Origin of the sequence: Endozoicomonas sp. ALD040, assembly GCF_049275945.1 — a bacterium.
Taxonomy (GTDB): domain Bacteria; phylum Pseudomonadota; class Gammaproteobacteria; order Pseudomonadales; family Endozoicomonadaceae; genus Endozoicomonas_A.
Genome location: NZ_CP184829.1, coordinates 3,699,113 through 3,712,153, shown reverse-complemented (window position 1 = coordinate 3,712,153; position 13,041 = coordinate 3,699,113). Strand labels below are relative to the sequence as shown.

Here is a 13,041-nt window from a genome sequence, read left to right as displayed (position 1 = left end):
CGTCCAGGCGACCCCGTGCAGAGGACACTTAAGTCCGATAAGCTCCCGGAGCGTTGATAGATATCAGTCCGTCAGCTTCCCCTGGTAACCACAATTATTCACTTTATCTGCAGGAGGACTGAGTTCATCGTCCTCGCCCACAGGATGCTTGCGTTTTCGATCTCTTCTTTTGTGATTTGATAGAACTTGAGGTTTTTTGCAGACCGTCTGTCGACCATCCTCGATTACGGTTAGCTGGCAGTGTTGTTGCTTGCTGTGGACTTTTGTTTTGTGATTCGACAGGGCTTTAGCATTCTTGCAGACTTTCCTGCATGGTCGCTGCTGGCCATCCTTCCCTATCACGGTTGAGTCACAGGTTTGTTCCCCGGTGTGGCATATGCTTTTGTGTATCGACAGGGCATGAGCATTGATGCAGAGCTGCCCGCATGGTCGCTGCTGACCATCCTCCCTGAACACGTTCACCGTACAGGATTCTTGCCTGCTGTGGTGTTTAATTTTGTGATATCTCAGTGCTCTGGCATTCTTGCAGAGCCGCCCGCATGGCCGCTGCTGACCATCATCCCCGAGCAGGTTCACTTTACAGGCTTCTTGCCCGCTGTGGTAATTACTTTTGTGGTCTAACAGGGCTACGGTATTCTTACAGACCTTCCCGCATGGTCGCTGCTGACCATCCTCCCCGACCATAATCAAGACACAGGTTTTTTGCCCGGTGTGCCATGTGTTTTTGTGATTCGACAGGGTCTTAACATTCTTGCAGAGCTTCCCGCATGGCCGCTGTTGACCATCCTCCCCGACCACGGTCACTTTACAGATTTGTTGCCCTCTGTGGTATTCACTTTTATGGCTCGACAGGACTCCAGCATTCTTACAGACCTTCCCGCATGGTCGCTGCTGACCATCCTCCCCGACTACAGTCACTTCACAGGTTTGTTGCACGCTGTGGTATTTAGTTTTGTGATAAGTCAGTGCACTGGCATTCTTGCAGAGCCACCCGCATGGCCGCTGCTGACCACCCTCCACGAACACGATCACTTTACAGGTTTGTTGCCCGCTGTGGCATTTACTTTTGTGGCCCCAGAGGGCTTTAATGTTCTTAAGGACCTTACCGCATGGTCGCTGCTGGCCATCCTCCCCGACCACGCTCTGACCACAGACTTTTTGCCCGGTATGGTATTTGCTCTTGTGATTCGCCAGGGCTCCATCACTCTTAAAGAACTTCCCGCATGGCCGCTGCTGGCCGTCCTCCCCGACCACGGTCAACTCACAGGCTTTTTGAGCTCTTTCGGCTTTAGCCTTTACTGCGCCTGTCCGGGAAAGATGAGGTTGGCTTTGCGCCAATTGGGATGACTCAGCGGTGGTTTGTTGTATTTCTGAAGGGCTAAGCGTAAAGGCCTGCTCATCTTCTTTGAAAAGATGCTCTAGATCGAGTGACCCATTAATGACCGCAATATCATCGGCAATGGAAGACAGATGCCCGAGCATTGGCACATCATCATTGAGTGACCCGGGAGCGTCAATGGCATCATGGATTAAGTCTGTGAGGTTACCATCACTGCCACCAAATAGTGGATCAGAATCCAATAGGAGCTGAATGTCAGAAAGTTCATGCAATGTATTGATAAGAGGGTTTTGACGGAACTCCGCAGCATATTCAGGATCAAAATGCCTCATACAACTTGAGCAGTGTCCAGTAGTCTGGTGAACGCATGAGCTTTCCATGGTATTCAGGGGCCATTCAGCGGGCCTGCTGCTACCGGACAAGGGCTGCAATTGACAAAAGCCATGACAGGGATGAATAAAACAATTTAAACCCAGGGTGTGCTGGTGTTGCTGATTGCCTCCGTTTCCGCCGCTATAGTCATTATTCAGGGGTCCATTAAAAGAGCTTATAGGCGACAGGGTGGCTTTTGGGGCTGGCTGGCTGGATGATTCTGACGACTGGTATTGAGGTGAGTTCCCTGTAGAGCCAAACACTGCGGTGATGGTTGCAAACAGGTGATCCTCTCGTATCAACATAGATGTCGCCTGTTGCTCAATTTGGCTAAACAGCTGTGTATTGGGCTTCCAATAGATTTTTAAAAGCCAGGCAACAGCGAAAGGCACTTCCAAAGGCAGCCATAAATAAGGCTCGTCACTCATGAGGGTCACTTTTGTGATAACAAACAGTTCATAAGCAATCAGCAGATTCGAAGCGTAAAGCCATTGCCACGAAATCGACTCAATGACGGTCTTTTCTATTCCATAACCAGATGAACTATGTCGTTTTTTATCAGGTAGCAAATATGGTTCTTCATAGTCGTTCATGTCGGCAATATCTGATGGGTTACCTGGCAACGTATGCCAGTCACGTTTTATAGAAAAGTTTTGTTCTGGGGAGCCTGCATCCCGTTCAAGCTCAACAACAAAACGTCTTGTCAACGATCCGGCCTGACAGATAACAGACAACGACAGTAGCAGTGACAGCAGTGTCGCAAAGGGTGAGTGTTTAATAATTCTATCCCTGCATTCCGGTTTACAGAGAGGAAGGATAGATCAGGAAAACAAACATGTTTTCTGACAAAACACTCAAACGCCTGTGCCCCTGGACAGCTATTCGTGCTTCAATAGCCTTTTAATCATTAAGCCTGTGATATTGGAATCCAAGTATGAAAGTACTGGTCATCGGTCAAACCGGTCAGGTCGGCCATGAAGTCTGCAAAAGACTGACAGAGAAAGGTATTCCCTGGCACGCGCCGGACAGAACGGAACTGGACTTATCCAGGCCCGATCAGATTCAGAGCTGTCTCAACCACCACCAGCCAGATCTGGTCATCAATGCTGCGGCCTATAACAATCCGGTCAAGGCCGAGAATGAGCCTTCCCGCTGTTTCAGTATCAACAGAGACGCCGTTGCAGAATTGGCAGACTGCTGCCAGCGTCAAGGCATTATTCTGTTTCAGCTGTCAAGTTACAGGGTATTTGACGGTACCAAGCAGGAACCTTATAACGAAAAAGATCCTACCAACCCCATCGGTGTTCTCGGTAACAGCAGGCTTCAGGCGGAGCAACAAATCCGTGAACGCTGTGAGCGGCATATCATTCTGCGTCTGTCGTGGATCATCAGTGCGCGTCGTCCCAACATGCTTAGAAGACTGGCGGAACAGATGCTGGTTAACAAGGAAGTCTATGTAACTCCGGACCAGCTGGGTTGCCCGACACCGGCTGACGATGCTGCCCGGATTATTATCGCCATGGTTCAACAACTCGATTGTGGCGCCCAGACCTGGGGCACTTACCACTACTCCACCACAGAGTCGGTTTCTGAAAGCAACTTCGCCGAAATTCTTATTGCTGAGGCTTCCCAGCATCGCGACCTGAGCGTCCGAAAGCTGATCATGGCCAACATCGAATCCAGGGAAGGCATCAAACCTCCCGCCAATGGCACCCTATCTTCCAATAAGGTGCTGAACACTTTTGGCGTACATGCCCGCCCATGGAGAAGTGCTGTGGCCCGTATTGTCCGTGAAGTATGTGAGCTGACATCTTATCCACCGTAAACGACGGGGGATTGAAAAATAGCACAAGAGGCTTGCCCTGCAAGCCGGGCTTGCTGGTTTCAAAGTTGTTAGGTCGTTAAAGGTAATCGGGCCTTTCATTCTTTTCCATTTTTTCATCATCGCCTTTACCTTATCATCAAACCCGACGTTTTCAGCATCAATATCTCTTAGCTGTTTTTCACTAAGAACACCGGTATTTTTGGCAAATTTTTGTCAATCAATGCCTGGCTTAGAACCAATACTCAGGAGTTCATCCTCTGCAACGGTAGAATCCAAAGTTAGATGTGCGGTGGCGTATGCAACGGCTTGGGTTGACGGAACAGTTTCGGGATCTGATAGCTCATTAGATAGTTCTCTGGGAACCATACCAAAGATCAAAAACATACTATGTATAAATTTGTCTTTTTTTTCTGGCTCAGCAGCTTCCAGAAGCTTAACAAGCTGTTCGTTGGCTTTAATGCTAAAGTTTTCTAAAAGCTCAAGTTGCTCACTGGGTACACCTTCAGCAAAACTGACATGCTCAGGAAACATATCTCTTAAACGCTGTCCGTGCATTGATCTTATAAGAACCATTGCAGTATACATAGCTTCAACATCTATAAAATCATCATTTTCATCGCTAGTAACTCTTAACCCCGTAAAATGAAGTGTTTCACTGGCATGTCTACCTAAATATTTCCTGTTATATCGAGTAATAAAAGAATATCGTCCAAAACTCGCACAGCCCCACATAATAATTCCTGATAAGTTCTCATAATCCATATCCGTATCCGGAAGACCAAAACCATACTTGGCATAAACATCTCTAGCTAATTTATTTAGCATTGCTATTGTTACAAACCTTGATGGGACTTTTTCATCGTTTAGCCACAAACTCGCTTCAGAAAATATTTCAAAGATAAAATTAATTAATTCTGATTTCTCTCTCTGATCTAATCCGGAATAAAAAACTTTGCCCGGGTCATCAGAAGCCAAAAGATTATTAGTCGTCAAGTAGTCCAGCAATTCGTTTCTGAATTGTTTCCAACTGGTTTCGTTCTCAAACACATCCCTGTGAATAGCAAGTGCTTTGACAATTCTTGTCACCTCTACATAATCTTCAATTCCCTGGGATTTTGCCAATTCACCGACTTCTGAAACAAGGTGGTAAAGACACATACTGCCATTTAAAAATTTAACCCATTTCGAATGAAATTTACTTAGCGCATTTTTATCTGATACAAAACTTTGCGTTAAAAGTCTATAAAGTTCCGGGAGCTTATAGTTATCATTAATGCGAAAACAATCATCTCTCTGCCTTCCATCTGAATCCAACGTTTTGAACCATTCAAATACGTAGATTGCTGAAGGATCAGCCTCTTCTGTGCCTGACACAGGTTCTTCACTGTCTTGTCCTGTTGCAGCAGACAGCTCTTCCGTCGATTCCTGCTCAGCGAAAATGTTTCCTGACCCAGGTACTTCCTTATCCTGCCCTGTTGCAGGGAGCTGTTCTTTAGTCGGTTCCTGCTCAAGTTCACTGGATTCACGATCCAGACATTCTTTGCATTTATCGAAGGCAAGTACAGGTTTATTACAAATCAGGCATAAACCATTGTCTGATGACCCACCTGACCCATCATCTCCATCACTCTCACTGCCACTGCGGCTGCCTCGATTTTGACGACCATACTCTCGTTGATACTGGGCGTAAGAGGGTGGTCCAACGTTGGCCGTTTGCTTTCCAGCCTGAGTGGTTCCTCCAGAATGGCCGATCCCTGTAGGGACGTAGCCCGGAAAAACGGACACGCTGAGTAATTGTTTGGGACTGAAAATGAACTCTTGCTGCGCATAACGACGGTAGTCTGCTGTTTGTAACGGTTGTGACAGGTTACTGTTCTGGTAATGATCAAATACGGCCTCCGGATTATCGGGATTTCTGGACAATGCCAGAAAAAGCCCTGAACTCCTTTCAAGATTTGCACCTCTTATTTTATCCCAAAGTTCCTGCGAAATAATGATTGCCTGCTCATTCCAACCCTGCTTTATTTTGAGCACAATCCGGGTATCCCAAATCTGTTTTTTTACGGTCTGGCCGTCAGTGCCGGGTATCAGGGTCATTCTGCTGACATGCTCACTGGTCCATTCAAAGGAGTAAAGAGGGCCCATCCCACTGCCCGGCCTTTTTTTGAATAAATCGTCTAAATCATCGTTGCTGCCAACACCGCCACCACCAGAGCTTGTATAGGGTTTGCTGTTATCGGCAGTATCAGCGGCTCCGGGTATACCACTGAAACGGCTGCTGACGTCAGAATGACCAGGCCCATTTTTTACAGCTTGTTTATTGCGGTAAAAAATATCGACAAATGATGTTTTTTTGTTAGCTGACGTATCAATGCCTGATGACGAAGGTAAAGCAGCGCTTTCTGAAAAAAGACCGCTGCATTGCGGTTCTATAACCCATCCATTCTCGTTATCTTCAATGGTCAAAACCAACGATTGATGACCAGCCGGTAAACGCCATCTGACCGAGTACTCATGCTGCCAGCGAACACTGTCAGGTGTCGATGCAACCCGTATCACGCTCCCATTTTGTATATCTGGCATACCCTGACCCGTTACAGGCTTTTTAATGACCGGCGGGGTGGGATAATTTCCTGTCGACAATACGGGGGGCGTCCTGAAACAAAAATTAAATTGATCGCCCGGTTGACTATCAAGGATGACATAAAGCTGATTGTTCGCCAATTGAGAAACTGTTTTAGCGTTCTCGTCAACCGCCTTGCGATCATAAGTAAGAAGGAGGGGCGGTTTGTTATCTCTAAACGATAGTTTATTAATCTCCCCCGATGTGTCAGTGACTTTGGAGAAGCTTCCCCAATCCGACCAGCTCAACAGGCTGGTATAAAAAGCACAGTGACCAGAAAGCGGCAAAATGACAGACAAGATGAACAAAAAAAACAGGCGAACCATAGTCAGAGGCCCTGCATTTTTCATGATCGGATTTTCCTGAAGATTTGTGATTGATAAGGCATAAAAGTAGACCTTAAATTTGAAAATTTTTTATTTATTTCTGAAGCTCTGATGTGTGATGAGGCTAATCTGTATTTGCCTCGTGGAGAGGTGAATCCTGTTGAAAAGTCACTCTCAGGGCATTAACCTTGACGAGGGTACTCCCTTTTGCGCCGGGAAAGAGTTTGAACCTTATGAAGCTGTTTCTTCAAGAAACAAAAACTTTCATTTGATATTAAAACATTAATGGAAATCCCCGAGACAGATTAATGAGTTCCTATTTAATACGCTCAAGGAGTTCGAAATGCCACGCCCACTCTATCCAGCAACCCTGACAGCCAAACACCAGCTCAGTCAGAACTCCGTACAACTGGACTTCAGGTTAGAGGCCGGTTTTGACTATCAGCCCGGACAATTTGTGCAGTTGCACTTCTCCTTCCAGGGACAGGACTACAAAAGAAGTTACAGCATTGCCAATTCACCCGAGTCTTTCCAAAACTCTCAACAGCTTGAGATAGCCATTAGCTTTGTTAAAGGGGGGGTTGCCTCTTCTCTGTTCAGTGAAGCAGAAGCGGGTCTGGAACTGTCCATCGGCGGGCCTTTCGGTGTGCTCACCGTACCGAAACAACACGACGGACGCATCATACTGGCAGGTACCGGAACAGGTCTTGCACCTTACCGGGCCATGGTACCTGAACTGAAAAAACTGGCCAGTGAAGGTACTCGGATTCTTGTTTTGATGGGTGTAAGAGACAGGGCCGATATGATTTACGAGCAGGATTTTCGTGACCTTGCTGCTTTATCCGAATCCATAGAATACAGGGCCTGTTATAGCAGGGAAAAGTCACTGAACTCCTCCGCCAACGAATACCCTGGTTACCTTCAGAATCAGTTTCCACAACTGAATCTTTCACCCGAAAAAGACCTGGTTTACCTGTGTGGCAACCCTGCCATGATTGACGATGCTTCCGCAGAACTGAAAGAGCTGGGCTTTGGACCAAGGCAGGTCAAGCGGGAAAAGTATGTCTTTTCCAGTTAATCCTTCTTGCGACTGAAACCATAGGCGCCCATTGCAGTTTTTAGATAGCACCAATAAGTTAATACACACCCACTTAAAACCTGTGTATGATGAGTTACACCCCGTTGAAACGAAACGGTAATCGTCGAGATTCAATTGCGGGTGAAAAAAATATAAAAACAACAAAAAACAATATAAAAATAATAAAAAAGGTAACTCCATGTCGAAACGGCTACTCAAGCTGCTGGTTCTTCACCTGGCATTGTCTCTCTTCCCTCTCCATTCCTTCGCATCCATACAGCCACTGTTTCAGTTCGCTGCCGGATTGCTGAACAATGGACAGTTTCCAGAGTCTGATCGCTATACAACCGATGATGATATTGTCATTCTGACCAATGATGGCGTAGAACTGACCGCTAATATCTTTGTGCCCACCCAACTCACCGGGTCTGCACCCGCTGTCGTTTTTATTAACAGTTGGGGGATGAATGAGTACCAGTACCTGCAACAGGCTGCAGCTCTGGCTGAACGAGGATATGTTGTTCTTAGCTATTCTACCCGGGGCTTTGGCGAGTCTACCGGACAAATTGACACGGCTGGTCCTAAAGACATTGCCGACTACAGTCAGGTCATTGACTTTCTACTGAATAACTACCCTGTAAACCCCAATGCGGTTGGTACTGCGGGTATCTCTTATGGCTCAGGTATCAGCCTGATCGGAGCTGCTCAGGATGAACGGGTCAAAGCCGTTGCCGCCATGAGCAGCTGGGGAAGCTTGCTGGACGCACTCTACGGCAATCAAACCCCCAGACTGGCCTGGGGAGAATTACTGATTTTGTTATCTGACCTCCAAGGCAGTCCCGATCCGATCATTGCTGAAAACTGGAACATCATTAAAAACCAGAAGCTGGATCAGTTACCTGCCGTTATCGAGTGGGCAGATGAAAGGTCTCCGATCAGCTACGTCGAGCAACTGAATCAGAATAATACTGCCGTCTATTTTGCCAAAGCTTATGGCGATAACCTTTTCCAGGCAAACTCTCTGCTTGAGATGTACAGTCAGCTGAGTACCCCCAAATATATAGATCTGCTGACCGGAACCCATGCAACGGCAGAGCTGTTGCCTCCGCTGTTGGGCATTGGTGAAGACAGAATCTGGAACAATGTCTACCAATGGTTCGACATTCACCTGAAGGGTGAAAGTAACGAACTGAGTCAGGCCAGTCCGTTTCAGATGAAAGTAAAGTTCCAGGACCGGTATGAAGGGTTCGACGGTTTTCCAATAAAAGAAGCTGCAGAGCAGAAGTACTATCTTCATCCAAGGTCTGCATTTGATAACGGCGATTTGGAAACCTTTCCCTATGAACCACCGTTCTGGATGTCAAAAGACAACACTATCAACTCCTGGACGGGTAGTTTATTCAGTACCCAGATTCCTGTTCTTTCACAACTTCTGGAACAGCTTGAAGTCCCGGTCGTCACTAACATTTACGCCGCATCCGATTTCAGAGGCATTTATTTCAACACCGATAAGCTGCAGAACGTCATGAAAATAAGGGGTAATCCGACCGTTAACCTTGTCGTACAACCACACTATGACAAGGCACAACTGGTGGGCTATCTCTATGACATGGACAGTTTGGGTAATGCAAGATTGATCACCCACGGTGTATCAACCTTGCCTCAGGCCGAACCCGGACAAAAAATTGAAATGTCCTTCGAGCTGGTCACCACAGCTTACGATGTACCGGAAGGGCACCGGGTTGTGTTGGCTATAGATACTAAGGACCCTCAGTATAAGAGACCTACAAGCGACAATTACTTTATTGATTTCGAGTTCAGTCGCCAGAAGCAATCAACATTCACGATTCCAACCCTTCAGGCAAACTGAGCCTACACAGTTTCTTCTTCTGAACATCACCGCCCGGAACCATTCCGGGCGGTTTCTATCAGGATATTCGGGGCTTGGGGATTTTCTCGTTAAAGTAAACTCTCTCTGCAGTCACCGCCACACTGAACCAGATACTTCCTAACAGCAAACCTGCCAGAACATCTCCAAACCAGTGGGCTTCAAGCACAAGTCTCGAGAGTGCCACCATCAGGGCAATCATCATGGCACAACTGTAGGCACTGAACTTAACAACGCCTCTCTTGGCGGCCACCAGGTATAAGGTCACCAGCAGCCAGACAAAGGTAGCCTGAGTGGTATGCCCGGAAGGGAAAGAAAACTGATCCAGACCATCAAAGTCAGCTGGTCTGGGTTTATCAATCCCCCATTTCATCAACCAGAGAGTTGCCTCCATACCCGCCAGGCAAGTCGACATAATCAACAATTTTTTATAGCGCCTGCACCAGAGAAAGTAGACAGCAAACAACACCAGGGGTAACCAGAGAATAAGGGCACTTCCCAGCCAGGTCACCAGACCGGACAGGTACTCAACTATCGGTACAGAAATACTGGCAATAAACGAGTGCATTCTGGGATTGTGGTCATCAAACTGACCACTGACGTCCATCACTGTCAGAAGTAACAGGCTGATATGCGCTATCACAATGAAGCTGATCGGTAACAGCAGCATCAACTTTTTCCTGTAGAACCTGCGATCCAGAATCAGCCCCAGATAAGCAATCAACAACGAAACAACGGTCAAACCGGTTAAAAGATAGTAAAAGGATTGCGGCACATCCAGCTTCAGGGCAGCACCGGTCAGATAGCCCGGCATGGTGTAGGCTATCGCCCAGGGCGCCGTGGAGAGCAGGTTGATAATATAAAAACGCAGGGGAGGCATATCCATCATCCCGGCAACGGCTGGAATCACCGGACGGATAGGGCCTATAAAACGCCCCAGGGCAACACTGAAGCCACCGTACCGTTCAAAAAAGCGTTCGCCTTTTTCCAGCCAACCGGGATGCCTTGAAAATGGCCAGCAGTTGCGAATTCGACCATGTAAATGATAACCCACCTGAAAGCTGACACCATCTCCCAGGGCCGCGCCCACAAAAGCCCAGGCCAACATGGGTAAGGGTTCCATCAACCCACTGCCAGCCAGAGCCCCAAGAGCAAACAGCAGTGCAACACCAGGAATGAGAAAACCGATGGCCACCAGCGACTCCACAAAAGCAGCCAATGCTATAATCGGGCCCAGCCAGTACCCGTGATGTTGAAGCCATTCATGCACTGCAACAAAGCTATCCGATTCCACAAAAAGCCTCTTTCAGAGTCATCATTTTTGGCCAGAAGCCAGTGTTCTCCTGCAAAGCAAGAAGGCTTATAACCCTGGGTGAATTCATTGATGTAAAATACTCCTATCATACCTACGAGAAATGCCACGCAATACAATATTGAGAGCAGAGCCATGACACCGGAACGTTACAAGAAATTTAAACACCTTCTGGATCGACGCCAGCCCGACCTGACGGTAATCACCGATCAGGTTCATAAACCCCATAACCTTTCAGCTATTATCCGAACCTGCGATGCAGTAGGCATTCCCGATATTCATCTCAGCCAGCCAAAGATGGGCTATCGAAATTTCCGCGGCAGGACTGTTGGCAGCCACAAATATGTCAATGTTCATCATCACAGCAGTGTAGAGGAAGGTATATCACAACTGAAAGCCAGCGGCTTTAAAGTTTATGCTGCGCATTTTTCCAACACTGCAATCCCCTATTCAGAAGTTGATTACACTTCACCTGTAGCCGTAATGATGGGCGCTGAGAAAAAAGGGATCAGCACCGAGGCAGCAGAGCTTGCTGACCAGCACATTATTATTCCCATGCAAGGTATTGTGGCTTCTTTCAACGTCTCGGTAGCAGCAGCGGTCATCCTGGTTGAAGCTCAAAGACAGCGTCTGTTAAAGGGAATGTATGATAAACCAAGCCTGCCTCCCGAGATCTACCCCCCAACCCTGTTTCGCTGGGGATACCCCGAACTGGCTCGGTATTGTGACCAGCGGGGGCTGAAATACCCGCAAATGGATGACAACGGGCAGCTTATAGACCCATCTTCCTGGTATGCCCAGGTCCGGACTGATACCTGAGTCCTATGGCAATTTCTGCTCATTGAAGCCAGTCCCTTGTCATGAGCTGACATTGCTTGCCAAACATACCGTAAATGTCTTAGTTTCAAACATTGAAACTCTTCATAAGCAGTCCTTGTACTCATTACTCACTCTTACTTTAAAAACAGAGGCTACATGATCCCCCGTATAGTATCCCGCATCAGGCAACTCAACCGCACTGCCTCTTTGCCCTTGAGAGGATTACTGGCTGCAGCTGCATTCATACCTTCACTGGCTATGGCAGCAGATAGCGCGGTTTTCCTGCAATATCATCATGTCAGTGACAAGACCCCGGCTATCACCAGTATTACGCCAGAGATGTTCAGGCAACATCTGGATTACCTGGATAAGAATGACTTTAACGTAGCGCCCATAGAGGCCATCACCAAAGCCATACAAAATGGCGACTCGGTGCCTGATAAAACGGTAGTGATCACTTTCGATGATGCTTATAAGAACATCTACGAGAATGCTTTCCCAATGCTGAAAGAAAAGGGCTGGCCCTTTACCATTTTTGTCAGCACTCAGCCAGTAGACAGTGGCTTTGGCAACTTCCTGACCTGGCAGCAGATTCAGGAGATGACCCGCTCAGGCGCGACCATCGCCAACCACACCCTCAACCACCCTCATATGCCGGAAAAGCAACCCGGAGAATCCAATCAGGCCTGGCTCGAGCGTTCCAGAAAAGAGATCACCGAAACCGAACAACGCATCAGGAAAGAAACCGGTCAGAATGTGAAAATGCTGGCCTGGCCTTTCGGTGAGACAGCCCCGGAACTGAGAAAGATGATCAAAGAGATGGGCTATATTGGATTTGGACAGCAGTCTGGTGCCGTTGGCCCATTATCAGACTTTACCCGTCTGCCCCGCTTCCCTATGTCCGGAAGTTATTCCGATATGAGTGGTTTCAGAACCAAAGTTAACAGCAGACCCCTGCCAGTGATGCAGCAGGAACCCGATACCGCCATCATCGATCCAAAAAACCTGACACCCTCTTTAACCCTTACTCTGGCCGATGGCAGCTATCAGAAACAGCAACTCAATTGTTATGTCTCCGGACAGGGCAAAGTTGAAGTGAAATGGTTCGATAAAGAGAAAACCCGATTCACAACTCAGGCAAAATCGCCACTGCCAGTTGGTCGCAGTCGCTATAACTGCACGGCCCCTTCGATGGATGGACGTCATTATTACTGGTTTTCTCACCAATGGCTTCGCCTTACGGAAGATGGAAAAGCCATTGATTAGAGTCACCTGACCAGGGCTTGCTGTCTTTTGACAGAGAGTGATACAAACGCTTAATCCGTTTCAGCCACTCTGATTTAACTGAATGGCTGAAACAGGATTAAATGAATATTAAAGTGAGTCTCTTGGCAATAGCAGTCTTTGAGGTGTTTTTTCTAAAAACTCGTAATGTACTCTATATTTCATCATTCAAAGA

8 protein-coding genes are annotated in these 13,041 nt (G+C 47.3%); 5 read left to right on the top strand and 3 right to left on the bottom strand.

Annotated features, from left to right (window positions below):
• Positions 1–63: 63 nt before the first annotated feature.
• The gene (locus tag ACOJUN_RS13545; RefSeq protein ID WP_422132472.1) at positions 64–2,445 is read right to left on the bottom strand and encodes a hypothetical protein; all 2,382 of its coding nucleotides are present in this window, start codon (positions 2,443–2,445) and stop codon (positions 64–66) included.
• A 200-nt stretch (positions 2,446–2,645) separates the two neighbouring features.
• Between ACOJUN_RS13545 and ACOJUN_RS13540 the strand changes: the two genes are divergently transcribed.
• On the top strand, positions 2,646–3,536 hold the full coding sequence (locus ACOJUN_RS13540) for an SDR family oxidoreductase (RefSeq protein WP_422132471.1): 891 nt from the start codon (positions 2,646–2,648) through the stop codon (positions 3,534–3,536).
• A 213-nt stretch (positions 3,537–3,749) separates the two neighbouring features.
• Here ACOJUN_RS13540 and ACOJUN_RS13535 read toward each other — a convergent pair whose 3' ends face one another.
• Entirely contained in the window at positions 3,750–6,509 is a 2,760-nt protein-coding gene (locus tag ACOJUN_RS13535; protein WP_422132470.1) for a hypothetical protein, read from the bottom strand.
• Between the two features lie 319 nt (positions 6,510–6,828).
• Between ACOJUN_RS13535 and ACOJUN_RS13530 the strand changes: the two genes are divergently transcribed.
• Positions 6,829–7,563, top strand: coding sequence for an FAD-binding oxidoreductase (locus tag ACOJUN_RS13530; RefSeq protein ID WP_422132469.1), 735 nt, complete (start codon positions 6,829–6,831; stop codon positions 7,561–7,563).
• Between the two features lie 199 nt (positions 7,564–7,762).
• Positions 7,763–9,433, top strand: coding sequence for an alpha/beta fold hydrolase (locus ACOJUN_RS13525; protein ID WP_422132468.1), 1,671 nt, complete (start codon positions 7,763–7,765; stop codon positions 9,431–9,433).
• A 58-nt stretch (positions 9,434–9,491) separates the two neighbouring features.
• Here ACOJUN_RS13525 and ACOJUN_RS13520 read toward each other — a convergent pair whose 3' ends face one another.
• On the bottom strand, positions 9,492–10,745 hold the full coding sequence (locus ACOJUN_RS13520) for a bifunctional DedA family/phosphatase PAP2 family protein (RefSeq protein WP_422132467.1): 1,254 nt from the start codon (positions 10,743–10,745) through the stop codon (positions 9,492–9,494).
• A gap of 153 nt (positions 10,746–10,898) precedes the next feature.
• Between ACOJUN_RS13520 and trmH the strand changes: the two genes are divergently transcribed.
• A complete protein-coding gene (trmH, locus tag ACOJUN_RS13515; RefSeq protein WP_422132466.1) occupies positions 10,899–11,582 on the top strand; it encodes a tRNA (guanosine(18)-2'-O)-methyltransferase TrmH in 684 nt (227 codons plus the stop codon).
• A 156-nt stretch (positions 11,583–11,738) separates the two neighbouring features.
• Complete coding sequence (locus ACOJUN_RS13510) at positions 11,739–12,848, top strand: polysaccharide deacetylase family protein (protein WP_422132465.1); 1,110 nt, start codon at positions 11,739–11,741, stop codon at positions 12,846–12,848.
• The last annotated feature ends 193 nt before the right edge of the window (positions 12,849–13,041 follow it).